Here is a 21,954-nt window from a genome sequence, read left to right as displayed (position 1 = left end):
TTTTACAGATGGATTTTAACTTGAATGCCATTCCAGGGCGACATAAAATGCGTTTACATGTTCAATAACACGAGATCCGCCATGAAAAACGCCCAAACCAATTCCCCCGCCATCAGCTTTGCCTGGTGTCACGACGCCACCGTCGAAGATACCTTGTGCAAGTTATATCTTGACAACGTCAGCGCCGACTATATCTCCCATTCGGAGCTGCAGGGCGAGCGTGCCGATGCGCCCGGCAACTGGCGCGCGGACTTGCCTGAGGTGATACGCGGCGAGATCCGCGCCGCCCTGTCGCATGACTGGGCACATGGCGATTCGACCCTGCTGGCCGTGGCTACCCTGGGCGAGGCCATCGTCGGCATGGCTTTAGTCTCCATCGACACGCGCCAGCGCGCCTCGAAATCGTTCGCCGCGCTGGACGACCTGGTCTTGCTGCCGTCCGTGCGCGGCAGCGGCATCGGCAGCCAGCTGGTGGAGTGGGTCGCAAGCGAATTGCGCGATCACGGCATCGCCCGTTTGTTCCTCGAATGCGGCGCGCACAACCTGACGGCGCAGACCTTCTTCCAGGGCCGCGGCTTCAAGCAAGTCTCCGTCGTCATGCTGCGCGAACTCGACGCGCCGGCAGTCACCGCTGTGGTGGATGACAAGGATGGCGACCGTGGCTGACGCCCGCCGCCTCCGACCAGCCCAGGCCCGTGGCAGCCTGGAACGTAAATATTTGCGCAGCACCAAATTCATCCACACCGATAGTTGTTAAAAGTTACACTAAAATCACACGAGTTGTTTATGCATCCAATGAAAAAATGGCTGACGCTGGCCATCGTCTCCAGCGCCCTGTTCCTGATCGTGGTCGACATGACCGTGCTCTACACCGCCTTGCCCGCGCTGACGCGCGACTTGCAGGCCACTTCCTCGCAAAAACTGTGGATCATCAACGTGTACGCGCTGGTCGTCTCCGGTCTGTTGCCCGGCCTCGGCACCCTCGGTGACCGCTTGAGCCACAAACCCGTTTTCCTCGCCGGCCTGGCCGTGTTCGGCATCGCCTCGCTGTGCGCCGCGTTTTCGCCTGCGCCGGAATGGCTGATCTTTGCCCGCGTGCTGCTGGCCATCGGCGCCGCCTTGATGATGCCGGCCACCTTGTCCATCATCCGTCTGACCTTTACGGACAACCGCGAGCGCTCGTTCGCCATCGGCGTGTGGGCGGCCATCGCCTCCGGCGGCGCCGCCTTCGGCCCCGTGCTTGGTGGTTTCCTGATGGAACATTACTGGTGGGGTTCCGTCTTCCTGATTAACGTGCCCATCGTCCTGCTGACCCTGGTGCTGGCCACCATCGTGCTGCCGAAGCGGGCCGGTAACCGCGACAAGCCGTGGGACTTGAAGGGCTCCCTGCAAATCATGATGGGTCTGCTTGGTGGCGTGTATGCGATCAAGGAGCTGGGCAAGTCGCAGCCGTCGTATGCGATTGCCGCACTGGCCTTCGCCGTGGGCGCCTTCTTCATGCTGAAATTCGTGCGCCGCCAGAAGCGGCAAGCCCGGCCGCTGATCGACTTCGCCCTGTTCCGCGAATTGCCGTTTTCCAGCGCCGTGGCCGCCGCCATGGTGGCCTCGGCCGCCCTGATCGGCATGGAATTGGCGCTGAGCCAGCACATGCAGCTGGTGCGTGAGTTATCTCCGCTGGAAGCGGGTCTGCTGCTGCTGCCGTTGCCGCTGGCGTCCGTCTTTGCCGGCCCGCTGACAGGTTTCATGCTGCCGCGCGCCGACAAGGCCAAGGTCTTGTGGGGTTCGCTGCTGCTGTCCGGCATCGGCATGGCATCGTATCTGCTGCTGCATGACGCCGCCGTCTCGGCCCAAGTGGCCAGCCTGGTGATCCTGGGTCTGGGCCTGGGCGCCGTGATGACGGCCGCGTCCAGCGCCGTGATGCTCAACGTGGCGCCGCAACAGGCCGGCATGGCCGCCTCGATCGAGGAAGTGTCGTACGAACTGGGCGCCGTGATCGGCGTGACGGTGCTGGGCACCATCATGTCGGCCGTCTACAGCGCCACCCTGGTCATTCCGGAAAGCGCGGGCTTGTTGCCGAACGCCCATGACACCCTCGACGCGGCGCTGCTGGCCGCCGAGCAATTGCCGGCCGAACTGGGCCTGCAAGTGTCGGAACTGGCCCGCTCGGCCTTCGATAAGGCATTTATTGTCGTGTTGGCAACGGCTTCCGCCATCCTGATGGTGGCTGCCGCCGCCATCCGCTACCTGCATTTGCGCGCGCGCCGCGCCGCGTGATGCACGGGCTTCGCGCCCCGCCATACCGCACGACGACCGGCCCGCCGCACACACGGCGGGCCGGTCGCGTTTACAGCCCGGCCCCACATCAGGCATGGCTGGCCCGGAAATCATTCTCCCAAAGCAACTTTCTCGGCCGCCGGCGGCAGTACCTGCCGGATCGCGGCCACGACGACGTCCGGCGACGTCAGGGCCATCTGGTGGCTGGAATCGGCCGCCATGTTGACGGCCTGCGGATACAGCGCCTTGACGGCGTCGCGGCTGGCCTGGTCCATCCTGAACGCGCCGAAGTCCACGGCGATCGCCGTGCTGGAAACGGGCCGGTTTTCCAGGCGCACGACGGGCGTGCCGGCGTCCGGCAAGTCCAGCACCATCTCGCCCGTCGCGTCGATGTGCTCGATTTCGCGCCATACGGTGCGGGAAAAGGCCAGCCGGCCCGCGATGCGCGTGAGCCACGGAAACTCCTGCACGGGCCTGACCATGCGCGGATACAGGGCGTCGACCAGCACCAGTGCCTTGACTTCCCGCGGATAGGCGCGCGCATACAGCTGCAGGTACAGGCCGCCCAGCGAATGGCCGACCAGCACGTAGGGCGGCGCCAGGCCCTTGAAGCGCAGCGCGGCGCGCAACTCCTCGACGATGGTGCGCCCGTCGCGCGGCGTGGCTGCCGCCTCGCTGTGGCCATAGCCGGGCCGGTTGTAGGCGAACACGCTCGCCTGCTGCGCCAGCCGCGCCGGCACCGTGCCCCATTTCTCGATGGTGGCGCGCGAGCCGTTCTCGAACACCACCACGTCGCGCGAGGTGGCGTGGCGCAGGGTCAGCGACTCCAGCTGGCGCCCGCCGATGCTGTCGATGGCGGGGACGGGCAGGGCCGGCGCGGCGGTGGCCGCGCAAAAGGAAAGCAGGAAGGGGATGAGCATGGATGTCTCCGGCAGGGAAAACCCCAGCATCGCCGACGGCCAGGCCCGCCGCACGGGACTTGCGACGTATCGACAGCCGGCACGACGGATGGCAAGCCGGGCGCTACATGGCCCTGAACAGGTGCACGAAGGCGCGGCTCACGGGTAGCTCGCCCGCGTGGCCGTGCATGCGCAGAAACAAGCGGCTCGCTTCGTCGCGGCGCGTGCCGTCCAGCCAGGCCAGGTTGACCACGGTGGAGCGGTGCACCTGCCAGAATTGTTCCGGATCAAGCTGGGCGGCCAGCTCGATGATGGGCGTGCGGATCAGGAATTCGCCCTCCACGCTGGCTACCACCGTGTACTTGTCGTCCGCATGGAAAAAGCGCACCTGGGCCACGTCGAGGTGGTGCGCGCGCTCGCCCCGGGAGGCAAGGATGTAGCGCAGCCGGGGGCGGGCAGGGCCGGGCGCGGGCGCCAGCTGCTGCAAGGTCTGCGCCATGGCCGCGCTGGCGGGCGGCTGGGGTGGAACGGAGCGCAGGCGCGTCACGGTGCGGGCCAGCCGCTCGGCCGTGACGGGCTTGAGCAGGTAGTCGAGGGCCGCGTGCTCGAACGCCTGCAGGGCAAATGCATCGTAGGCCGTGACGAAGACCACGCGCGTCGCGCCTTCGATGCCTTGCGCCACCTCCAGCCCCGTCAGGCCGGGCATCTGGATGTCGAGGAAGGCGATATCGGGCTCCAGCTCGACGATCCGGGCGGCGGCGTCGATGCCGTTGCGCGCCACGTGGACGACCTGCAAGTCCGGCCACAGGGCCAGCAGCTGGTCGCGCAGGTACAGCGCCAGGTGCGGCTCGTCGTCCGCGATCAGGGCGCGCATCATGCCGCCGCCGGCATGGCGGTGGCGCCGGCGCCAGGCTGGCAGGGCAGCTCCAGCACGGCTTCGGTGCCAGGCCCGCCATCGCGCTTGCGCAGGCTCAGGCTGGCGTCGGCGCCGAACTGGGCCTGCAGGCGCGAGCGCAGGTTGGCCAGCGCCATGCCGCTGCCCGGGCGCGCCGGCTTGCCGGATGCGGCCAGGCCCGCGCCGTCGTCCAGCACGCGCACTTCCAGGCGGCCGGCGCGCACCACGGCCTGCACGACGATGCTGCCGCCGTCCAGGGTGGGCGCCAGTCCGTGCTCGATGGCGTTTTCCACCAGCGGCTGCAACATCAGCGCGGGCATGCGGGCCAGGCGCGCCTGCGCGCAGGCGTCGATGCGGAAGCGCAGCCGCTCCTCCATGCGTATTTGCAGCAAGGAAAGATACTGCTGCGCCATGTCGAGTTCCGCGTCCACGTTGCTGTCGCCCTGGCGCAGCTGCGCCAGGCTGGCGCGCAGGTAGCCAGAAAACGTTTCCAGCATGCGCTTGGCGCGGGGCGGGTCGTAGTCCATCAGGCTCTGGATGTTGGCCAGGGTGTTGAACAGCAGGTGCGGCTCGATCTGCCCCTGCAGCAGGCGCAGGCGGGCATCCGTCACTTCGGTCTGCAGCTGCTGCTGACGCAGGCGCGCACGCCACCAGGCCCAGTTGGCGGCCATGATGAAGAGGATGAAGACGGCAAACTTGGTCAGCGCGGCGGGCAGGGAGACGAACATGCCCCACAGCTTGAAGCCGACGAGGATGGGCACGATGGTAAAGCCGATCGTCATGCCCGCGATGATGGCGGCCAGGGCCAGCGCGCCCAGCGCCATGCCGGCGCGCACGTCGCGCACGTCCGACATGCGCTCGGCAAGCGGCGCCGGCAGCCAGCGCCCGGCCAGGCGCAGGGCGCCGAACAGGGTATGCACGATGCACAGGCAGATGCCGATGTTCGGCAGCAGCGAAGCCCACCACCAGCGCGGCCGGTCGACCCGCCCGAAGATGGCGACGATGGCCATCAGGCCCAGTGCCAGGGCGACGCCGATCAGCGAAATGAGCAGCAGGCGGGTCGGGAGGGGGACGGCATGCCGGGGCGCGCAGCTCCCATAGCGAGCGCCGGCCCTGCGACAAGGTTGTTTTTTGCATCATGGGCGTAGTGTAGCGGCCCCTTGCTTGATTGACCAGAACTTGGCTTGCCATTCGTCGGCCGTACTGTCGATTCGTCGCATGGGCAGGGCACGGGGCGGGACAGGCTGGCAATCTGGACCTCCACCCACCATGACCAGGAAGCCCATGAACCACCTGAAACACGGCCTGCTTTGCCTCGCCTGCGCGCTCCCATGCAGCGTCCAGGCCGCACCGGCGGCCCCGCAGCCGCCCATCCTCCCGCCCATGGCCAGCATTCCCGCCGGCACGTTCATCATGGGCAGCACGGAGCCGCCCATCGGCGACGGCAGCCACAATCCGGCCGAGGGACCGCCCCGCGCCGTGCGCGTGGCAGCCTTCCGCCTGGCGAAATACGAGACGACGGTGGCGCAGTTCCGGCAATTCGTCGCCGCCACCGGCTACCGGGCGGCTAGTGAATGCTGGGAATTCGAGCGCGGCGACGGCATGGCGCTCAAGCAAGCGGGCTGGGATGCGCCCGCGCACGCGCCGACGGACTACCACCCCGTCATGTGCGTCAGCTGGACCGATGCCCATGCCTACGTGCAATGGCTGGCGCAGCAGACGGGACGCGCCTTCCGCCTGCCCAGCGAGGCGGAGTGGGAATACGCGGCGCGCGCGGGCACGACGACGAAATACCCGTCCGGCGATGCGCCAGATCAATTATGTACCTACGCCAACATGAAGGACCGGCGCTTCCAGGCTGCCGCCCGGCGCGACTTCGGCCTCGACATGCTCGTCACGGATTGCGACGATGGCGCCGAGTACACGGCCGTCGTCGGCCTGTATGCGCCCAACGGCCGTGGCTTGCACGACATGATGGGCAACGTGGCCGAGTGGGTGGCGGATTGCCAGCACCCCGATTACCGGGGCGCACCCGCCGATGGCGCGGCCTGGAGCGAGGGTTGCGAGGCGGAAGGCGATTACTTCATCACGCGGGGCGGCAGCTATTCTGCCTCGCGCCAGGTGCTGCGCAGCGCCGCGCGCGGGCATGGCGGACGCGGCAACGCCAGCAGCCTGGGCGAAGGCTTCCGCATCGCCGAGGACGTGGGCAGCTGCACGGCCAGCGCCTGCGCCGACGGCGACGCCGCCTTCGTCGCGGCGCTGGCAGCGGCCCGGCAGGCGGCGCGCCCGCCGCGGGACTGACGGGCGGGCGGCGCGCGCGCCGGCCTAGTCCGTGACGATGATCTTGCCGCTCATCTCTTCGTGGCCGCTGCCGCAGAAATTGTCGCACAGGAAAGGGTATTCACCGGCCTGCGCGGGCGTCAGGCGCACTTGCGTGACCTGGCCCGGCTGCAGGTCCGCGCGAATTTTCATGTCCGGGATGAAAAAACCATGCATGAAATCGATGGCCGTGAAGGCCAGCACCACCGGCTCGCCTGTCTTCAGGGTGATTTCGTTGGGCGTGTAGACGAATTTCTTCGCCTCGATGGTGATGACTCTTTCCTTTCTAGCAACATTCTTGAGGTCCCGGGCTTCGATGGCGGCCACCGCCAGCAGCGCGCCGAAGCCGCACGCGCTGCGGATGCAGAACTGTCGTCTTGCGCGGTCCATGGTTCAGCTCCCGGCCACGGGAAATTCCGCGAGCTTGTAATCATTAGCCGCTTGCGCCTCCACCTCGCGCCAACCGAGTCCCTTGTTCGGCGCGGCCGGGTCCCATGGCAGGGGCGTGCGCTTTTCCTGCGAGCCGGGCGCGGGCAGGGGGAAAATCAGCGACTTGGCGGCGTGGTGGGCGATGTTCCCCGTCATGTGGTGGTGTTCCTGGTGGATATGGCCATAGAACACCGTCACATTGCGGTACGGCGCCAGCAGCGCCAGGGCCTGGTCGCCGTCGCGCGTGGCCCAGTCCCACTTGGGCACGAGGTCGAACAGGGGCCGGTGGGTGAAGACGACGATGCGCGCATCGCTTGCCTGCCGGTCCAGGTCGTTCTTGAGCCATGCCAGCTGGGCCTCGCCGATGCTGGCGCCGGGGTCGGACACGTTGTCGAGGGCGATGAAGTGCACGCCCTTGTGCTCGAAGGTGTAATTCGACGGGCCGAAGTTTTCCTGGAAGGCGGCGCCGTTGTCGAGCGAGGCATCATGTTCGCCGGGTATGAAATGCACGGTCTTCACCGTCAGGCCGGCCGCGATGTCCTTGAATTCGGCCATGCGCTGGCGCCGTTCCTTCGGGTCGTCCGTCGTGTGCGTCAAGTCGCCCGTGAAAATGATGAAGTCGGGCTGCACGGCCAGCGCGTTGACGGTGGCGACGGCCTTCCTGAAGGTGTTGCGGGCATCGGGGTTGGCGGCGCCCGTGAAACCCCAGTGCACGTCGGACAGCTGGACGAAATAGAAATCCTCGTAGGGGGCGGCCGCCCCGCCGGCTGCCGCCGCCGGCGCATGTCCGTGCAGCCCGGACAGGAATACGGCGCCGCCGCCGATGGCGGTCAGTTTCATGAAACTTCTACGGTCCATCATAATGACTCTCCTTTAAGTGCCTGGCATGGCTGGCAGGCGGTGGTACAACGGTCTCTATTTGGCGGCCTGCGCCGAGCTGGCCCGCGCGGATTCCTGCTGCAGGTAGGCGATCAGGTCGGCGCGGTCCTGCGCGGACGGCACCAGATAGCCCATTTTTTGGCCCGGAATCAGTTTTTCCGGCCCCGCCAGCCACTGGTCCAGCGTCTTTTCGTTCCACACGATGGCGGACGCCTTCACGGCGGGCGAGTAGGCATAGCCGGCGGCGCTGCCCGCCTTGCGGCCGAACACGCCCTTGTGCGCGGGACCGACGCCGTTGTAGTCGATCGAGTGGCAGGACATGCACATGGTTTTGTAGAGCACCTGGCCATGAGCGGCATCGCCGGCGCTGGCGCCGCCGGCGGCCAGCAGCATGGCGGCGGCCAGGCCGGGGAGGAAACAGGGGTGTTTCATGTCGGCATCCTTTCGTTTTGCAGTTGCCTGGCACCGGCGCGATGCAGCCGGGGCCTGCAAGTGCTATAACTCCAAAGGCGCGGAAAATATTCCCGTTTGCGCCAGTTTTCCTGCCGGCGAGGGCGGCCGGCCGTGAAATGCCGGCACGGCGCAAAAAAAGTCGCGGCGGCGGGAATAAACGGCAGGCAAGGCGAGTCTTAGCAAGAGAGACCGAGACGATAGACAGGCTGACGGGTGTTCATTTGAGTGACATCGATAAAACCAGGTACTTTGAAAAAATGGCCTTGCCTCACCTGGATGCCGCCTACAACCTGGCACGGTGGCTCACGCGCAATGACCAGGATGCCCAGGATCTGGTGCAGACGGCGTTCCTGCGGGCCTACCGCTTCATGGATGGCTACCATGGCGATGGCGCGCGCGCCTGGCTGCTGACGATCGTGCGCAACACGTATTACACCTCCCTGCGCGACAACCGCGCGGAACAGGGCGACATCGGCTTTGACGAGGAGCTCCATGGCCAGGACGACGGGGCATGCGGCATGGCGCCGGCGGCGGGCGGCAACCCGGAAAACATCCTCGCCCGGGCCGACGTGAAGGACGCCGTCGATCACGCCCTGGAAGCGCTGCCGCGGCATTTCAGGGAAGTGCTGGTCCTGAAGGAGATGGACGACTGTTCGTACAAGGAGATTGCGGACATCGTCGGAATTCCGCTGGGCACCGTGATGTCGCGCCTGGCGCGCGGCCGCAAGCTGCTGCTTGACTACCTGAAACAACATACCGATGAGAAATGAAATGGAGTGCAAGGAATCCCGCCGCAAGCTGTCCGCCCTGGCCGATGGCGAACTCGATGCCCAGGCGGCGGCGCAACTGCGCCAGCACCTGGACCGGTGTCCGGACTGCGCCAGGGCCAGCGCGCAAATACAGGCCTTGCGCGCGGCCGTCGGCACGCATGGCACGCGGCATACGGCGCCGGCCGCCCTGCGCCAGCGCCTGCAGGGGGCGCTGCGGGACGAGGTGAAAGGGAAGAAACAGGAGGTGCAAGAGGAGAAAGAGGTGCACCGTGGCCGGCATTGGGCGCGGCTGCCGTGGGCGTGGATCAACTTCGGCGTGGCCAGCGCCAGCACGGCCGCCCTGGCCGTCACCTTGGCCCTATACCTGTCCGCGCCTTCCGACACGGAGCGGCTGGACCAGGAGATCGTCGCCAGCCATTTCCGTTCGCTGCTGCCCAACCACCTGGCCGACGTGGCATCTTCCGACCAGCACACCGTCAAGCCGTGGTTCAGCGGCAAGCTCGACTTTTCACCGCCCGTGGTGGACCTGGCGCAGGAAGGCTATCCCTTGGTAGGCGGGCGCCTCGACTATATCGGGCAGCGTCCCGTCGCCGCCCTCGCGTACCGCCGGCACCAGCACGTGCTGAACCTGTACGTCTGGCCCGACGCGGCAGAGGCGCCGCCCCGCGCCAGCACGCGGCAGGGCTATCACCTGATACGCTGGAGCCGCGCCGGCATGCATTATCAGCTGATATCGGACCTCAACGGGGCGGAACTGCAGGATTTCGAGCGCCGGCTGACGGCGCGGATCGACAGGGATGCCATGCCCTAAGGCGGGCGGCACCGGGCGCGCTACCGGAGCAGGGGCGCCACCTGCTCGCGCAGGACCTTCCACTGCGCGTCGAGCATGGCCTGGTTCGGGTCGTGCCCGGCCCGTTGCACCACGGTAAAACCCTTCGCCGGTGCCGTGATGCTGTCGAAATACGTGCGCGCGATGGCGGGCGAGGTCAGCAGGTCGGCTTCGCCCATGACGAGAAACACGGGCAAGTCGAAGCGCGTGCCCAGCGCGGGCAGGTCGATGCTGGCGAACATGCCGTCGCCGTGCAGGCCGATGAATTGCAGGTAGGAATAATCGTCGGCCGCCTCGGCGGCGGCCAGGGCTGCCGGCGTGGCGTAGAACGGTGCCGGCTGCCACCAGTGTTTCGGCGGCGCATCCGTAGCCAGCGCTTCATATTTGCGGTCGAAGCGGCGCAGGATGCCGAAGTTGCGCGGGTCGCGCCATGGCGGCGCACCCAGCGCCGCCAGCCTGTCCACCGTGGCCGTATCGCCGGCCGCCTGCGCCAGCGCCAGAACCTCCCGGTACATGCCCGCCTCGTTCTGCCGCGCATTGACCACCTGTGCCGCGCCCACATAGGCGTGGAACAGGTCGGGGCGGGCCTTGGCCATGTGCACGCCCAGGATCGAGCCCCAGGAACTGCCCATCAGGATGACCTTGTCCAGCCCCAGGTGCTGCCGCAGGTAGGCGGCCACGGCGATGCCGTCGTCGCGCATCTGCGCCACCGTCAGGGGCACGTCGTCGGACGGGCGCTGCTGCGCGTACGTCATGCCCGCGCCCCGCTGGTCCCACTGCACCAGGGTGTAATCCTGCTGCCAGCCCGCATAGATGGCATCCGCATACGGACTCAAGGCATTGCCGGGACCGCCATGGATGAAGAGGATGACGGGATTGCGGCAGGCCGCGCCCGTGATCGTGATCCATTGCCCGATGCCGTTGATGGGCACGTAGCCCTGTTCGCGCAGGGGCTGGGCGGGCGAGACGCAGGCGGTGGCAGCGGGGGGAGGCGGCCCTGCGGCGTGCAGGCAGGTCAGCGGCAGCAGCAGGGCGGCCAGCACGGTGAGGCGGAGCGAAGGAGGCATCGGCTACCCTGGGACGGTTGTGGACAGCCCCAAGCTAGCGTTGTTTACATGAATTGTCCAGATGGAACTATTTATGCCTGGGACGAGGCCTGCTTGCTGCCGCGCAGCAGGCGCAGCCCGTTGGCCACCACCAGCAGGCTGGCGCCCACGTCGGCGAACACGGCCATCCACAGGGTCGCCATGCCGGCCAGGGCCAGGCCGAAGAACACGGCCTTGATGCCGATGGCAAAGCTGATGTTTTGCACGAGGATGCTGCGCGTGCGTTGGCTCAGGCTGATGAATTCGGGCAATTTCCCCAGTTCATCGTCCATCAGGGCCACGTCCGCCGTTTCGATGGCCGTGTCGCTGCCGGCCGCGCCCATGGCAAAGCCGATGTCCGCTTGCGCCAGGGCCGGGGCGTCGTTGACGCCGTCACCGAGCATGGCGACCACGCCGAACTGTTGCTGCAAGGCCTTGATCTCATCGAGTTTATTTTCCGGCAGCAATTCCGCCTTGACCAGGCTGACACCGACCTCGTCCGCGATGCGCTGCGCCGTCAGCAAGTTGTCGCCCGTCAGCATCACGGTGGTGACGCCCAGCGCATTCAGGCGGGCGATGGCGGACGCCGCCGTCGGGCGCAGCACGTCGGCCACGGCGATCACGCCCAGCGCGCCGGCGTTGGTCGCCAGCACCATGGCCGTATAGGCTTGCTGTTCCAGCCGCGCCAGGATAGCTTGCAGTGCCGGCGTCAGGACGTTCAATTCCGTCATCAGGCGGGCATTGCCCAGGTAGTATGTCTGGCCGGCGATATCGCCCCGCACGCCGCGCCCATGCAGGGCGGCAAACTGGCTGACGGGCACATGGCTGCTGGCGGGCGGACCGGCCTTGACGATGGCGGCGGCCAGTGGGTGGGCGGAATTGGCGTCCAGGCTGGCGGCCAGCTGCAGGATGGCGTCGCGGCTGCTGCCTGCCAATGCCACCACGTCCGTGACGGCCGGCTTGCCCATCGTCAGGGTGCCCGTCTTGTCGACGGCGATGGCCTTGATCCGATAACCCGTTTCCAGGAATTGCCCGCCTTTCACCAGAATGCCGCGCCGCGCGGCCGCCGTCAGGCCGCTGACGACCGTGACGGGCGTGGAAATGACGAGCGCGCACGGGCAGGCGATCACCAGCATCACCAGCGCCTTATACACCCAGGCCATGAAGGGCTGGCCCAGCAGCAAGGGCGGCAGCACGGCCACCAGAATGGCAAACACGACGACGGCGGGCGTGTAGTAGCGGGCGAAGTTGTCGACAAAGCGCTGCGTGGGCGCCTGCTTGCCCTGGGTTTCCTCGATCACCTTGACGATCTTCGCCAGGGTGCTGTTGCCGCTGTTGGCCGTGACTGTGACGTCGAGCAAGCCACGTTCATTGATGGTGCCCGCATACACGACGTCGCCCACGGCCTTGTCCACCGGCATGCTTTCACCGGTGATCGGCGCCTGGTTGACGGACGACTCGCCGCTGGCCACCACGCCGTCGAGCGCGATGCGCTCGCCCGGTTTCACGCGCATGGTCGCGCCGATGGCCACCGTGGCGACGGCTACTTGCTGCCAGACGCCGCTGGCGTCGGCAACCGTGGCCGTGTCGGGCGCCAGCTGCATCAGGCTGTGCACGGCGTTGCGCGCGCGGTTCAGCGACAAGCCTTCGATCAGCTCGGCAATCGCGAACAGGAAGATGACCATGGCCGCTTCCGGCCACTGACCGATGGCGATGGCGCCAAACACCGCCAGGCTCATCAGGAAATTGATATTCAGGGTGAACGTTTTCAGGGCGATCCAGCCCTTTTTCAGGGTCGGCCAGCCGCCCGTGGCGATCGACAGCAGGGCCAGGGCGATGACGAGGGGTGAACTGTCTTCATGCGTGGTCCACGCCAGCGCTTCGGCGCCGGCCGCGGCCAGGCCGGAGACCACCAGCAAGCCTTTTTGCAGGTTGCTCAGGCTGCCTTCGTCCGGGTCGCGCGTGACGGCCGCGTCCGCTTTCATGGGAATCGCCTGCATGCCGATGCCGTGCAGGGCCGCTTCCACGGTGGCCAGCGAGGGCAGGGTGTGGTGCACGTCGAGCACGCGGTTCATCAGGTTGAAATCGAGGCCCACGACGCCCGCCATGGTGGCCAGCTTGTTACGGATCAGCCGTTCTTCCGTGGGGCAATCCATGTTGGCGATGCGGTACTTGGCCGTGCTCGCGCCGTCGATGGGGGCGCTGGGCAGGGCGGGCGCGGAGTCGCCTCCCGGAGCAGCGTGGCTGTGCGAACAGCAGCTGCCGTGGCTGGGCTTGGCGTCTTGCGCATGGTCGTGCTTGTGCTCGTGGATATGATCGTGGCTATCGTGCGGCATCGCATTCGTCCTTCCGGTTTCGTGTATGCTTCCATTAGAAACCCTGTAGCGGCTACAGGGTCAAGCGAAATTTGCAGACTGGAATGAAAAGGGGATGCCATGCGTATCGGAGAACTGGCCAAACGGACAGATTGTGACGTGGAAACCGTGCGTTACTATGAAAAGGCGGGCTTGCTGCAGGAACCGGGCCGCAACAGCGCCGGCTACCGCGAATACCGCGAAGAACACCAGGAACGGCTGCAATTCATCCGCCATTGCCGCTCGCTGCAGATCGGCTTGACCGATATCCGCGCCTTGCTGGAATTTAAGAACAACCCGGCCGAAGGGTGCCAGAGCGTCAATGAATTACTCGACCACCACATCCTGCGCATCGCCGAACAGATGGCGAATTTGCAAACCCTGCAGCAGCAACTGGTGACCCTGCGCCACCAGTGCGACCAGCCGCAGCCGTCGCAAGACTGCGCGATTTTGCAAAACCTGTCCGAGGCGGCCAGCGGCCACGACTGCGCCTGCCATACCGAACTTCATTGATGAATGCTTCATGCTGAAACTGTTATCCAAAAAAACTTTACTCACCTTATCCCTGCTGTCCCCACTCTGCCATGCCGCCGATGCGCCTGCGGCAGCCGGCCACTACCTGACCCTGTACGCCGTGCCCGGCGTGCCGCAAGACGATGACCCGTACACCTGGAGCACGGTGGGTGGCAAGCAGCTGACGAAAGGCGTGACCAAGGCGGACGGCCGCGCCTATGTCAAAGGGGAGCAGGGCGAAGAAAACTATATCCTGAAAACCGTCAGCATGCGCTGGCAACTGAAGGTGCCGGCCCAGTGCTGGCTGGGCGCGCCGGAGGATTTCCTCGGCTGCGTGAAGCTGGCCAAGACCACGAGCAGCTATGACGAGGAGCAAGAGGCGCTCAAGCTGGCGGCGCAGCAGAAAGCAGTGAAAATGCAGGCCAAAATCGCCGCCTATGCCGTGGCGGCAAGGGACAACGACGATGCGCTGGCCTGGCTGGGGCGCCTGCCGTCGAGCTGGACCCTGGAAGGCTATGGCAAGCGCCTGCTGGGCATCGGCGACAAGGTCGCGCGGCACATCGCCGACGAGGTCAAGGAAGGTGGCCCCGACGCACGCCAGTTCGTCTGCCGCGCGCCCGATTACTACGGCTCCGTGCCCGACCAGGGCGCCGTCGAGGCATGGATGGGTTCGCCGGCCGACGTGCGCAAGGTGCGCGCCGGCCCCGCCTGGAATGCGCTGGCGGCAGCAGGCGAGAAGGGTAACTGGATGGCCCGGCTGGAACTGTACTACGCCTTGTCCAGCGCCAATGTCAGCGAACTGAGCCTGTTGGAACAGTACCGCATCGTGCAATTGCTGGAATGGCTGCACAAGAAAAAGGTTGGCGGCCTGTACAGTTATTTCAGCGCCGCCATCCCCGTCGCGCCCGGCAGTAACCGCAGTGCCGCCTGGCGCAGGCAGGATCAGGTTTTTCTGTATTCCGCCATGCTCGGTGATTACGATCAGCAATTTCGCATGGGCAATGTCTTGCTGCGTGAAACAGACCCCGCGCTGGTCGAAGCAGGCAAGGCCATGCGAGCCTGTTCCCAGGCGGCCATGCCGCACCGGCGCTAACGCGGCAGCAGCGGCGGGCCGCCGTCGCCCAGGCGGAAAGCATCGACCACGCGCAATAAATCATGCGCCTGGTCCTGCATGCTTTGCGCGGCGGCGGCCGATTGCTCGACCAGGGCGGCATTGCGCTGGGTCAATTCGTCCATTTCCGTGATGGCATTGTTGACTTCCTCGATGCCCTTGCTCTGGCGCTGGCTGGCCGCCGTGATGTCGTTCATGATCTCCGTCACCTGCTGAACGGAGGCGACGATATCGCCCATGGTGCGCCCGGCGCTGTCGGCCAGCTCGCTGCCCGTTTCTATCCTGGCAACGGAATCCTCGATCAGCTGCTTGATTTCGCGCGCCGCCGTGGCCGAGCGCTGCGCCAGGCCCCGCACTTCCGTGGCGACGACGGCAAAGCCGCGCCCCTGTTCGCCCGCGCGCGCCGCTTCCACGGCCGCGTTCAAGGCGAGGATATTGGTCTGGAAGGCAATGCCGTCGATGACGGCGATGATGTCGACGATGCGCCCGGAACTGGCCTTGATCGAACCCATCGTCTCGACCACCTGGCCCACGACGCGGCCGCCTTCCAGCGCCACGTTCGAGGTCGACAGCACCATCTGGTTGGCCTGATGCGCATGACTGGCGTTTTCGCGCACGGTATCGGTCAAGGCGTGCATGGACGTTGCCGTTTCCTGCAAGGAATGGGCTTGCGACTCCGTGCGGGCCGACAGGTCCGCATTGCCGAGCGCGATTTCGCTCGCTTCCACCGTGATGGTGGAACCCGCCTGACGTATCTCGCCCAATAATGTGTTCCAGTTTTTCAAGACGGTAGCCAGCGCCCGCGACAGCTTGCCCACCTCATCGTCGCTCCGGGCGTCGATGCGCGTGGTCAGGTCGCCGGCCGCCAGGCTTTCAGCGGCGCGGCACGCCTCGTCGATAGGCCGCACGACGGAGCGCGCCACCCAGGTGGCGATCAGGGCCAGCAGGGCAAAACCGACCGCCATGGTGCCCAGCGACAGCCAGCCGGCGCGCTGGCCCGCATTTTTTGTCTCCTGCAGCGCCTCGACCGTGCGGAGGTCGAGGTTGAGCAGCACCTGGCGCAGCTGTCCGCGCACTTGCTGGTAGTGCCCCGCGGCATTTTGCCTCGCCGCCACGCCCGTATTCGGGTCCATCGAGGCCAGGTCCAGCGCCTGCGCCACGCTGGCACGGTAGCGTTCGACACCCGGCAGCGCCTGGCCCGCTTCCGTGGCGGCGCCCGAGAATTGCTTGAGTTCCTTCAAGCCTTGCGCGATGGCATTGAGCTGGCGATCCGTCTGCGCGCCGAACTGCTTGAACTGTTCGTCCGACAGGCTGGCGGCGATGGCGATCTTCGCATACACGTCGGCGTGCACCTGGCCCAGGGCAATGGCTTGCTGGTTGGCAAGCCGCTCGGCCGTCAAGGTCACGTCTTTCAGGTCGCGCATGCGGCTTTCGTTTTGCTGCATGGCGAAATAGGACAAGGCTCCCATGGCCAGCAGGCAAGCCAGCGCGACCACCGGGACGATCAACATCTTCTGTGCGATTTTCACATGCGGCCCATATCGTTGAGAAATTCGTTGAGAGGTCGGTGTACCATCCCGGCGCTGGCGGCGCGGTCGCAGGTTACAGGTAGATGCCGCCGCAGACGACGGTCTCGGCCAGCTTTTCGCAGTACATCACCTTCGGCTCGATCTTCTTGGTTTCCGGATTCGTGAATTTGTATTCCTGCCAGAAGGTGCCCTTGCTCTTGGCCAGGTCGACTCGTTCCTTCACGAAAGCCTTGCCATCGATATCCTTCAGCTCGATCAAATTCTTGCCGACCATTTTCGGATTGGCGCCATGCGCGACCACCGTGCCGTCGAGCTTGTACACGACCAGGTACAGATCGTGCAGGATGAATTGCGGCGACTTGGCCGTGATCTCGCCATACGCCTTGGCATCACCGGCGCTCTTGATGTAGGACACGCCTTTCTTGACCATCGCTTCCGCGTCGGCGCGCGTGGCGCCGCCTTCGGCAGCGCTGGCAATACAGGCCAGCATACCGGCGGCAAGCATGACCGACAGGCAAATGGCAGGGGCGAACTTGGGCATAAGAATCTCCTTCACATTGCGGCAGGGGAAAGCCGGCGGGGAACCGGTGCGGTGAGGCGGCGCCTATCGAAGTGCCGACGTTTCATAGTAGCGCGATGGCGGCAGGCATGCGCTGGTGCAACAGATTTTTTTTGAATGGGGCGTTTTTGCAACGTGGCGTGCAAATGGCCGCAATCGCGTTCACAGAGGGAAAGTGAGAGCGCAGGCTAGCGTATCGATAGTGTGGCGCGGGCGCCGCGTTACCAGCTGGCCGGGTCTTCCGCCGCCGCGCGCGCCAGGTCGTCGTGCCAATCTTGCAGCACCAGGCGGTAGATATCGGCAAAGAAGGCGCGCGGGTCGTCCATGTCATCCCACAGAGCGGGCAGGGCGTGCGTGCTGTCGGGGTCATGCTCGAGGATGGCCTGGAAGTCATAGCCGGGATCCTGCAGCGCCTGCGCCAGCACGGCCACCAGCGCATGGCGGTGGCGATAGCTGAGTTCCTTGTATTGCGAGGTGATGTCGCGCCGTATCAGCGCCGCGCGCTGGACCGGGTCGTTCATGTCCCAGCGGTCCAGTTCCACGCCCAGGGTTTCTTCGCGGTCATACACGTCGAAGGGACCGAGGAAATGGTGAAGCGTGGGAAGATAGGGAGCGTCGCTCCAGGGGCCGCGCAGCATGGCAGTCTTTCGTTTGATTGCTAAATGATCACGCGCATTCGGGCAAGGTCCAGCCTTCATATCCCAGGTCCGTCGGGTAGATGGCGCGGTTCTGGCCCCAGCGGGCGTGGTCGAGGATGCCGTCTTCATGCATGTCCAGCACCCATTCCGTGCTTTCCAGCAAGGTGCCATCCTTGTGGTAGACGCGGAAAAAGGTGGACGTGCTCAGCGCGCGCACGATGTTCTGCGGCACGCCGTTGCCGTAGTGGGGCACATAGGTCTTGATCACGCATGTGCCCTGGTCGTTCCACTGCTGTGCATACACGGTGGCATTGCGCGCCGCGCTGACTTTGATGAAGAGCCAGCCTGCCAGCAGGAGGATGAGCAGGAAGGCGGCGGCGATCAGGCCGGTTTTCTTGAGTAGCTGCATGAGGTCATGGCATGGCCAAAAACGAAGTTGCCGCATTGTATGTCAAGAGCAGATATGCTTGCCGTACGGCACGTACAGCAAGCATATCCCCGCTAATTGCCGGTAACTTGGCTATTCGCTTGGCTATTTCCCCACCGCCGTGTGCAGGGTCGTGGCCATTTCCAGGTGATGTTGCAACCCTGGCAAGGTCTTCGCGGCAAAGGCCTTGATGTCAGGATCGCTCGCCTTCTGGCTGGCATCCGTAAACAGTTTCACCGCCTCCTTGTGCGCCGCCACGCCGATGGTGGCCGCATATTCCTTGTCGAACTGCGCGCCTTCCAGCCGGCTCAGCTTGTCGATCTGCGCCTGATGCTTCTTGCCGGGCTGGTCGCTGACCTCGATCTGCTTGCTGCTGGCCAACTGTTTCAGCTCGTCCGCCACTTTCGTGTGATCGGTGACCATGGCATCAGCGAATTTCTTCACTTCCGCATTGCTGCTCTTGCTTTGTGCCACTTTGCTGGCGGCAATTTCCGTGCTGCCCGCGTCGGCGGCCTTGCTGAGGAACTGCTTGTCATACGCGCCCGGCGCGGCAGCGGCGATACTGTTGATGGCGATGCCGCTCAATAAGGCAACGGCGGCGCCGATGGCCACGCTTTTAAAAGACGGGGTACGGGAAGTGCTGGTCGGAATAGGCATGGGAAATCCTTTCGAGTGTGGTTTTTTCTGCAAACTGATGACAATGTTAAGCCGTCAACCCGCGCACACCCATAGGACATTTTCGAAGCTGTTAGTAGGACTAGTCCTGTTCGCTAGCGCACAGTTCGACTTGTTTCAAGGCGAACAAAGCGGCGATGCCGGCATCGCGGCGCCAGGCGGGCATGCCGATATCGAGCCATTCCGCCATCGCTTCCAGGTGCGACGGTTGCGACATGCTGTGTTCGAGTTCGTCAAGCACCGTGTCGCGGTCGATATACAGCCTGTCCAGCCAAGCGTCGAACGAAGGCGCCAGTTCCATCAGGCCATGGGCGTGCTTGCCCGTCCAGTCCGGCAACTCCTGTACATAGGCCAGCACGCGGCCGCCGCCTTCCTCCGTCAGATCCAGATACACCATGGAATTGCCGCCATCGCGGGCGAAGGGCAGGATGCGCACCGGCATGTCCGTGTGCTGGCGCGCGGCGCGAATTTCGCCGACCAAGGTTTCATCACAGAAATCGCCTTCGTCGGCGCTGAAAAAGGTATTGAAGCCCATTTTTTCCACGCCGCCATTGCCGTCAGGCACATCCGTGGTGTAGTCGAAATACGCGCCGTTGGCCGCTTGCAGGAATGCCAGGAAGGCGGGCGGCAACGGCGCTTCCAGCAAGGCTTCGATGGCGGCGATCTGCTGCGCCGTGGGTGCGGGCTTGGCGCCCTCGAGCGCCAGGTGGCGGTATCGTGTGTAATAAGTCATTGTTTATCCTTGTAAATTTCTTTCGGCCACGAGCCATCCTCGCAGCCCGTCTCCACCTTGGCCAGCGCATCGACAAGTCCCGCGCGCAGCACGGCCATCGAGCGGGCCTTGTCGTCGATCTGGGCGATTTTCGTTTCCAGCATGACCCGCTTGGTGGCCGCATCGAGCGCGTTTTCCTGCCAGACGGCAATGACTTCGGCGATTTCCTTCAAGGTAAAGCCCAGCGCCTTGGCGTGGCCGATCAGCTCGATCCGGCGCAAGGCCTGCGCCGAATATTGCTTATAGTTATTCGTCAGGCCCGGCTGCGGCGCTTCGTCCAGCAGCCCCTGGCGCTCGTAAAAGCGCACCGTATCCTTGCTGACGCCCGTCAGGCGGGTGATTTCTCCGATACGCATCGATTCCCCTTGACCGTGGACTAAAGTCTACAGTTTACAGTGAATTTCTCTTCACTACGATTCAATTGCCATGACCGCCTTCAACTACACCAACCAGACCGTGCTGATCACGGGCGCTTCGTCCGGCATCGGCCGCGTCTTTGCGGAAACTTTGGCCGCGCGCGGCGCCCATTTGCTGCTGCTGGCCCGTTCCGGCGCCGTGCTCGACAGCTTGGCCAAGGAACTTTCCCAGCGTCACGGCATCCGCGCGCACGCGCTGGCGGTCGACCTGGGCCTGCCAGGAGCGGCGGCCGCCGCCCATGCACAGGCCTGCGCGCTGGGCATGCCGCCCGACGTGCTGATCAATAACGCGGGGTTCGCCACGCACGGCCGCTTCGAAAGCATCGATCTGGCGCGGCAAATGCTTGAGGTTACCGTCAATTGCACGGCCCTCATGGAACTGACGCACTGCGTCTTGCCGCACATGCTGGCCCAGGGGCGGGGCGCCGTCATCAACGTGGCGTCCACGGCGGCCCTGCAGCCCGATCCCTACATGGCCGTGTACGGCGCCAGCAAGGCGTTCGTGCTGTCGTTCTCGGAAGCGCTGTGGGCGGAAAACCGCAGCCGCGGCGTGCGCGTGCTGGGCTTGTGCCCGGGCGCCACGGACACGGCCTTCTTCGACGTGGTGGCCGCCCCCGAGGCGGCCGTGGGCCAGCGCATGGCGCCGCAAGCCGTCGTCGATGAAGGCTTGCGCGCGCTGGACCAGGGCCGCAGCAGCCACGTGGCGGGCAGGCCCAACCGGCTGCTGGCCTGGCTGCCGCGTTTGCTGCCGCGCCAGACCGTGCTGGGCATCGTGGAAGGCATGCTCAAGCCGAAGGCAGTCTAGGCATCAGAACGCCATGGTGGCGAACATGGCCAGCACGGCCGTCGCCATGACGAGAGTCGACAGCCAGCCCAGCGCCCGCAGGCGTCTTGAAATGGTGAGCGTGCCCATGATGGCGGGGCGCGACGCCATCACCATCATCAGGGCCATGATGGGCACGGAAATGACGCCATTGATGACGGCGCTCCAGTACAGGGCCTTGATGGGGTCGAGCGGCGTGAAGCACAGGGCCGCGCCGATCACGGTGGCCGTGACGATGATGGCGTAGAACTTCTTGGCCGCCCTGGGCGCCAGTTCCAGGCTGTTTTTCCAGTGAAAGGCGCCGGCCATGGCGTAGGCGGCCGAGCCGGCCAGCACGGGAATGGCCAGCAAGCCCGTGCCGATGATGCCCAGGCTGAACAGGGCGAAGGCGAATTCACCGGCGATCGGGCGCAGGGCGGACGCGGCTTGCGCCGACGTGTCGATATGCGTGATGCCTTGCGCGCCCAGGGTCACGGCCGTGGTCAGCATGATGAAAAACGCCACCAGGTTGGAAAAGCCCATGCCGATGGCCGTGTCCATCTTGATGCGCTGGAACTGGCGTGGCGCCTGCTCCGGCGCGCGGCGCAAGGCTTGCGCGCCAGCGTCCGCCTGCAAGTCCTCCACTTCCTGCGAGGCTTGCCAGAAAAACAGGTAGGGGCTGATCGTCGTGCCGAACACCGCCACGATCATGGTCACCGAGGCGGCCGACCAGGCAAACCGCGGCCAGACGGTGCGCAGCGCCACTTCGCCCCAGGGAATATGCACGGTCAGCACGGTGGCCACATAGGCCAGCAAGCCCAGGGTCAGCCATTTCAGGAAGCGTACATATTGTTGGTAGGGAATAAACACTTGCAGCAGCAGGGACAGCAGGCCGAAGGCCACAGCGTACAGGTGCGTGGGACCGCCAATGATCAGGGTCAGGGCGTCGCCCATGGCGGCCACGTCGGCGGCGATATTGATGACATTGGCCAACAGCAGCAAGCCGACAATGGCGTACAGCAGCGCGCGGGGATAGTGGCGGCGGATATTCGTCGCCAGCCCATGGCCGCTGACCCGGCCAATCTTCGCGCTGATGACCTGGATACCTAGCATCAGGGGAAACGTCAGGCACACGGTCCACAGCATGCCGAAACCGAACTGGGCGCCGGCCTGCGAATACGTGGCGATGCCGCTGGGGTCGTCATCGGCCGCGCCCGTGATCAGGCCGGGCCCCAGCTTGCCCAGCCAGGTGTCGGACGGGTCCGCGTGGCCGCTGTCGGTCTGCATGCATCGCTCCTGTGTGGTGGAGCGAGCAGCGTATCACAG

At 65.3% G+C, this 21,954-nt stretch carries 24 protein-coding genes; 8 read left to right on the top strand and 16 right to left on the bottom strand.

Features of this window, described 5'->3' with window-relative positions; translation table 11 throughout:
- The first annotated feature begins 81 nt into the window (after positions 1–81).
- Together ACQ4W4_RS10170 and ACQ4W4_RS10165 are read left to right on the top strand one after the other, a co-directional pair.
- The gene (locus tag ACQ4W4_RS10170; RefSeq protein ID WP_436541881.1) at positions 82–666 is read left to right on the top strand and encodes a GNAT family N-acetyltransferase; all 585 of its coding nucleotides are present in this window, start codon (positions 82–84) and stop codon (positions 664–666) included.
- Positions 667–795: 129 nt separating this feature from the next.
- Positions 796–2,274: an MFS transporter gene (locus ACQ4W4_RS10165; RefSeq protein WP_436542022.1), complete on the top strand. Its 1,479-nt coding sequence runs from the start codon at positions 796–798 to the stop codon at positions 2,272–2,274.
- A gap of 110 nt (positions 2,275–2,384) precedes the next feature.
- Here the strand turns inward: ACQ4W4_RS10165 and ACQ4W4_RS10160 are convergent, their stop codons facing one another.
- The 3 genes from ACQ4W4_RS10160 to ACQ4W4_RS10150 all read right to left on the bottom strand — a co-directional run bounded on the left by ACQ4W4_RS10160 (position 2,385) and on the right by ACQ4W4_RS10150 (position 5,078).
- Positions 2,385–3,194: an alpha/beta fold hydrolase gene (locus ACQ4W4_RS10160; protein ID WP_436541880.1), complete on the bottom strand. Its 810-nt coding sequence runs from the start codon at positions 3,192–3,194 to the stop codon at positions 2,385–2,387.
- 103 nt (positions 3,195–3,297) lie between these two features.
- Positions 3,298–4,050 carry a LytR/AlgR family response regulator transcription factor gene (locus ACQ4W4_RS10155; RefSeq protein ID WP_436541879.1) on the bottom strand — a complete coding sequence of 251 codons (753 nt, stop codon included), beginning with the start codon at positions 4,048–4,050 and terminating at the stop codon, positions 3,298–3,300.
- Positions 4,047–5,078 carry a sensor histidine kinase gene (locus ACQ4W4_RS10150; RefSeq protein WP_436541878.1) on the bottom strand — a complete coding sequence of 344 codons (1,032 nt, stop codon included), beginning with the start codon at positions 5,076–5,078 and terminating at the stop codon, positions 4,047–4,049. Before ACQ4W4_RS10150 ends, ACQ4W4_RS10155 begins: the two co-directional genes overlap by 4 nt.
- 274 nt (positions 5,079–5,352) lie before the next feature.
- Between ACQ4W4_RS10150 and ACQ4W4_RS10145 the strand changes: the two genes are divergently transcribed.
- Positions 5,353–6,369: a formylglycine-generating enzyme family protein gene (locus ACQ4W4_RS10145; protein ID WP_436541877.1), complete on the top strand. Its 1,017-nt coding sequence runs from the start codon at positions 5,353–5,355 to the stop codon at positions 6,367–6,369.
- Between the two features lie 24 nt (positions 6,370–6,393).
- On the opposite strand, the gene ACQ4W4_RS10140 is transcribed toward ACQ4W4_RS10145, so the two are convergent.
- From ACQ4W4_RS10140 to ACQ4W4_RS10130, 3 genes are read right to left on the bottom strand one after another with little or no spacing between them, the layout of a single operon-like run.
- On the bottom strand, positions 6,394–6,777 hold the full coding sequence (locus tag ACQ4W4_RS10140; RefSeq protein WP_436541876.1) for a cupredoxin domain-containing protein: 384 nt from the start codon (positions 6,775–6,777) through the stop codon (positions 6,394–6,396).
- 3 nt (positions 6,778–6,780) lie between these two features.
- Complete coding sequence (locus ACQ4W4_RS10135; protein WP_436542021.1) at positions 6,781–7,674, bottom strand: metallophosphoesterase family protein; 894 nt, start codon at positions 7,672–7,674, stop codon at positions 6,781–6,783.
- 57 nt (positions 7,675–7,731) lie between these two features.
- Positions 7,732–8,127 carry a c-type cytochrome gene (locus tag ACQ4W4_RS10130; protein WP_436541875.1) on the bottom strand — a complete coding sequence of 132 codons (396 nt, stop codon included), beginning with the start codon at positions 8,125–8,127 and terminating at the stop codon, positions 7,732–7,734.
- A gap of 278 nt (positions 8,128–8,405) precedes the next feature.
- Here ACQ4W4_RS10130 and ACQ4W4_RS10125 point away from each other — a divergent pair, with 278 nt between their 5' ends.
- Both ACQ4W4_RS10125 and ACQ4W4_RS10120 read left to right on the top strand, forming a co-directional pair.
- Entirely contained in the window at positions 8,406–8,918 is a 513-nt protein-coding gene (locus ACQ4W4_RS10125) for a sigma-70 family RNA polymerase sigma factor (protein WP_436541874.1), read from the top strand.
- A 1-nt stretch (position 8,919) separates the two neighbouring features.
- Entirely contained in the window at positions 8,920–9,729 is an 810-nt protein-coding gene (locus tag ACQ4W4_RS10120; RefSeq protein ID WP_436541873.1) for an anti-sigma factor family protein, read from the top strand.
- Positions 9,730–9,749: 20 nt separating this feature from the next.
- Here the strand turns inward: ACQ4W4_RS10120 and ACQ4W4_RS10115 are convergent, their stop codons facing one another.
- Both ACQ4W4_RS10115 and ACQ4W4_RS10110 read right to left on the bottom strand, forming a co-directional pair.
- Positions 9,750–10,814 carry an alpha/beta hydrolase gene (locus ACQ4W4_RS10115; protein ID WP_436541872.1) on the bottom strand — a complete coding sequence of 355 codons (1,065 nt, stop codon included), beginning with the start codon at positions 10,812–10,814 and terminating at the stop codon, positions 9,750–9,752.
- A 71-nt stretch (positions 10,815–10,885) separates the two neighbouring features.
- Positions 10,886–13,168, bottom strand: coding sequence for a heavy metal translocating P-type ATPase (locus tag ACQ4W4_RS10110; RefSeq protein ID WP_436541871.1), 2,283 nt, complete (start codon positions 13,166–13,168; stop codon positions 10,886–10,888).
- Positions 13,169–13,267: 99 nt separating this feature from the next.
- Here ACQ4W4_RS10110 and cadR point away from each other — a divergent pair, with 99 nt between their 5' ends.
- Positions 13,268–13,699 carry a Cd(II)/Pb(II)-responsive transcriptional regulator gene (cadR, locus tag ACQ4W4_RS10105; RefSeq protein WP_034787498.1) on the top strand — a complete coding sequence of 144 codons (432 nt, stop codon included), beginning with the start codon at positions 13,268–13,270 and terminating at the stop codon, positions 13,697–13,699.
- 10 nt (positions 13,700–13,709) lie between these two features.
- Positions 13,710–14,792, top strand: coding sequence for a hypothetical protein (locus tag ACQ4W4_RS10100; RefSeq protein ID WP_436541870.1), 1,083 nt, complete (start codon positions 13,710–13,712; stop codon positions 14,790–14,792).
- Here ACQ4W4_RS10100 and ACQ4W4_RS10095 read toward each other — a convergent pair.
- The 7 genes from ACQ4W4_RS10095 to ACQ4W4_RS10065 all read right to left on the bottom strand — a co-directional run bounded on the left by ACQ4W4_RS10095 (position 14,789) and on the right by ACQ4W4_RS10065 (position 19,766).
- Positions 14,789–16,321, bottom strand: a complete 1,533-nt coding sequence (locus ACQ4W4_RS10095) for a methyl-accepting chemotaxis protein (protein ID WP_436541869.1) — start codon at positions 16,319–16,321, stop codon at positions 14,789–14,791. The two genes, ACQ4W4_RS10100 and ACQ4W4_RS10095, sit on opposite strands and share 4 nt — an antisense overlap.
- Before the next feature lie 91 nt (positions 16,322–16,412).
- Positions 16,413–16,880, bottom strand: a complete 468-nt coding sequence (locus ACQ4W4_RS10090; protein WP_436541868.1) for a cache domain-containing protein — start codon at positions 16,878–16,880, stop codon at positions 16,413–16,415.
- A gap of 239 nt (positions 16,881–17,119) precedes the next feature.
- The gene (locus ACQ4W4_RS10085; protein ID WP_436541867.1) at positions 17,120–17,536 is read right to left on the bottom strand and encodes a hypothetical protein; all 417 of its coding nucleotides are present in this window, start codon (positions 17,534–17,536) and stop codon (positions 17,120–17,122) included.
- 28 nt (positions 17,537–17,564) lie between these two features.
- Positions 17,565–17,945, bottom strand: a complete 381-nt coding sequence (locus tag ACQ4W4_RS10080; protein ID WP_436541866.1) for a hypothetical protein — start codon at positions 17,943–17,945, stop codon at positions 17,565–17,567.
- A gap of 123 nt (positions 17,946–18,068) precedes the next feature.
- Positions 18,069–18,620 (bottom strand): DUF4142 domain-containing protein, encoded by a 552-nt coding sequence (locus ACQ4W4_RS10075; protein ID WP_436541865.1) that lies wholly within the window; start codon positions 18,618–18,620, stop codon positions 18,069–18,071.
- Between the two features lie 100 nt (positions 18,621–18,720).
- The gene (locus ACQ4W4_RS10070; RefSeq protein ID WP_436541864.1) at positions 18,721–19,371 is read right to left on the bottom strand and encodes an SMI1/KNR4 family protein; all 651 of its coding nucleotides are present in this window, start codon (positions 19,369–19,371) and stop codon (positions 18,721–18,723) included.
- Entirely contained in the window at positions 19,368–19,766 is a 399-nt protein-coding gene (locus ACQ4W4_RS10065) for a MerR family transcriptional regulator (RefSeq protein ID WP_436541863.1), read from the bottom strand. Before ACQ4W4_RS10065 ends, ACQ4W4_RS10070 begins: the two co-directional genes overlap by 4 nt.
- 70 nt (positions 19,767–19,836) lie before the next feature.
- On the opposite strand from ACQ4W4_RS10065, the gene ACQ4W4_RS10060 reads away from it, so the two are divergent.
- Positions 19,837–20,631, top strand: coding sequence for an SDR family NAD(P)-dependent oxidoreductase (locus ACQ4W4_RS10060; RefSeq protein ID WP_436541862.1), 795 nt, complete (start codon positions 19,837–19,839; stop codon positions 20,629–20,631).
- 3 nt (positions 20,632–20,634) lie between these two features.
- Here ACQ4W4_RS10060 and ACQ4W4_RS10055 read toward each other — a convergent pair whose 3' ends face one another.
- A complete protein-coding gene (locus ACQ4W4_RS10055) occupies positions 20,635–21,915 on the bottom strand; it encodes an NRAMP family divalent metal transporter (RefSeq protein ID WP_436541861.1) in 1,281 nt (426 codons plus the stop codon).
- Positions 21,916–21,954 lie beyond the last annotated feature (39 nt).

This window comes from Janthinobacterium glycogeni (genome assembly GCF_051380725.1).
Taxonomy (GTDB): Bacteria; Pseudomonadota; Gammaproteobacteria; order Burkholderiales; family Burkholderiaceae_D; genus Janthinobacterium.
The sequence above is the reverse complement of the archived record's forward strand: the minus strand, read 5'-3'. Positions and strand labels throughout refer to the sequence as shown.

What these genes read in the sequence shown, in the direction of transcription:
- ACQ4W4_RS10170 (WP_436541881.1), top strand. Translation starts at nt 82, where the DNA reads ATGAAAAACGCCCAAACCAATTCCCCCGCCATCAGCTTTGCCTGGTGT.
- ACQ4W4_RS10165 (WP_436542022.1), top strand. Translation starts at nt 796, where the DNA reads ATGAAAAAATGGCTGACGCTGGCCATCGTCTCCAGCGCCCTGTTCCTG.
- ACQ4W4_RS10160 (WP_436541880.1), bottom strand. Translation starts at nt 3,194, where the DNA reads ATGCTCATCCCCTTCCTGCTTTCCTTTTGCGCGGCCACCGCCGCGCCG.
- ACQ4W4_RS10155 (WP_436541879.1), bottom strand. Translation starts at nt 4,050, where the DNA reads ATGATGCGCGCCCTGATCGCGGACGACGAGCCGCACCTGGCGCTGTAC.
- ACQ4W4_RS10150 (WP_436541878.1), bottom strand. Translation starts at nt 5,078, where the DNA reads ATGGCCATCGTCGCCATCTTCGGGCGGGTCGACCGGCCGCGCTGGTGG.
- ACQ4W4_RS10145 (WP_436541877.1), top strand. Translation starts at nt 5,353, where the DNA reads ATGAACCACCTGAAACACGGCCTGCTTTGCCTCGCCTGCGCGCTCCCA.
- ACQ4W4_RS10140 (WP_436541876.1), bottom strand. Translation starts at nt 6,777, where the DNA reads ATGGACCGCGCAAGACGACAGTTCTGCATCCGCAGCGCGTGCGGCTTC.
- ACQ4W4_RS10135 (WP_436542021.1), bottom strand. Translation starts at nt 7,674, where the DNA reads ATGGACCGTAGAAGTTTCATGAAACTGACCGCCATCGGCGGCGGCGCC.
- ACQ4W4_RS10130 (WP_436541875.1), bottom strand. Translation starts at nt 8,127, where the DNA reads ATGAAACACCCCTGTTTCCTCCCCGGCCTGGCCGCCGCCATGCTGCTG.
- ACQ4W4_RS10125 (WP_436541874.1), top strand. Translation starts at nt 8,406, where the DNA reads ATGGCCTTGCCTCACCTGGATGCCGCCTACAACCTGGCACGGTGGCTC.
- ACQ4W4_RS10120 (WP_436541873.1), top strand. Translation starts at nt 8,920, where the DNA reads ATGGAGTGCAAGGAATCCCGCCGCAAGCTGTCCGCCCTGGCCGATGGC.
- ACQ4W4_RS10115 (WP_436541872.1), bottom strand. Translation starts at nt 10,814, where the DNA reads ATGCCTCCTTCGCTCCGCCTCACCGTGCTGGCCGCCCTGCTGCTGCCG.
- ACQ4W4_RS10110 (WP_436541871.1), bottom strand. Translation starts at nt 13,168, where the DNA reads ATGCCGCACGATAGCCACGATCATATCCACGAGCACAAGCACGACCAT.
- cadR (WP_034787498.1), top strand. Translation starts at nt 13,268, where the DNA reads ATGCGTATCGGAGAACTGGCCAAACGGACAGATTGTGACGTGGAAACC.
- ACQ4W4_RS10100 (WP_436541870.1), top strand. Translation starts at nt 13,710, where the DNA reads ATGCTGAAACTGTTATCCAAAAAAACTTTACTCACCTTATCCCTGCTG.
- ACQ4W4_RS10095 (WP_436541869.1), bottom strand. Translation starts at nt 16,321, where the DNA reads ATGTTGATCGTCCCGGTGGTCGCGCTGGCTTGCCTGCTGGCCATGGGA.
- ACQ4W4_RS10090 (WP_436541868.1), bottom strand. Translation starts at nt 16,880, where the DNA reads ATGCCCAAGTTCGCCCCTGCCATTTGCCTGTCGGTCATGCTTGCCGCC.
- ACQ4W4_RS10085 (WP_436541867.1), bottom strand. Translation starts at nt 17,536, where the DNA reads ATGCTGCGCGGCCCCTGGAGCGACGCTCCCTATCTTCCCACGCTTCAC.
- ACQ4W4_RS10080 (WP_436541866.1), bottom strand. Translation starts at nt 17,945, where the DNA reads ATGCAGCTACTCAAGAAAACCGGCCTGATCGCCGCCGCCTTCCTGCTC.
- ACQ4W4_RS10075 (WP_436541865.1), bottom strand. Translation starts at nt 18,620, where the DNA reads ATGCCTATTCCGACCAGCACTTCCCGTACCCCGTCTTTTAAAAGCGTG.
- ACQ4W4_RS10070 (WP_436541864.1), bottom strand. Translation starts at nt 19,371, where the DNA reads ATGACTTATTACACACGATACCGCCACCTGGCGCTCGAGGGCGCCAAG.
- ACQ4W4_RS10065 (WP_436541863.1), bottom strand. Translation starts at nt 19,766, where the DNA reads ATGCGTATCGGAGAAATCACCCGCCTGACGGGCGTCAGCAAGGATACG.
- ACQ4W4_RS10060 (WP_436541862.1), top strand. Translation starts at nt 19,837, where the DNA reads ATGACCGCCTTCAACTACACCAACCAGACCGTGCTGATCACGGGCGCT.
- ACQ4W4_RS10055 (WP_436541861.1), bottom strand. Translation starts at nt 21,915, where the DNA reads ATGCAGACCGACAGCGGCCACGCGGACCCGTCCGACACCTGGCTGGGC.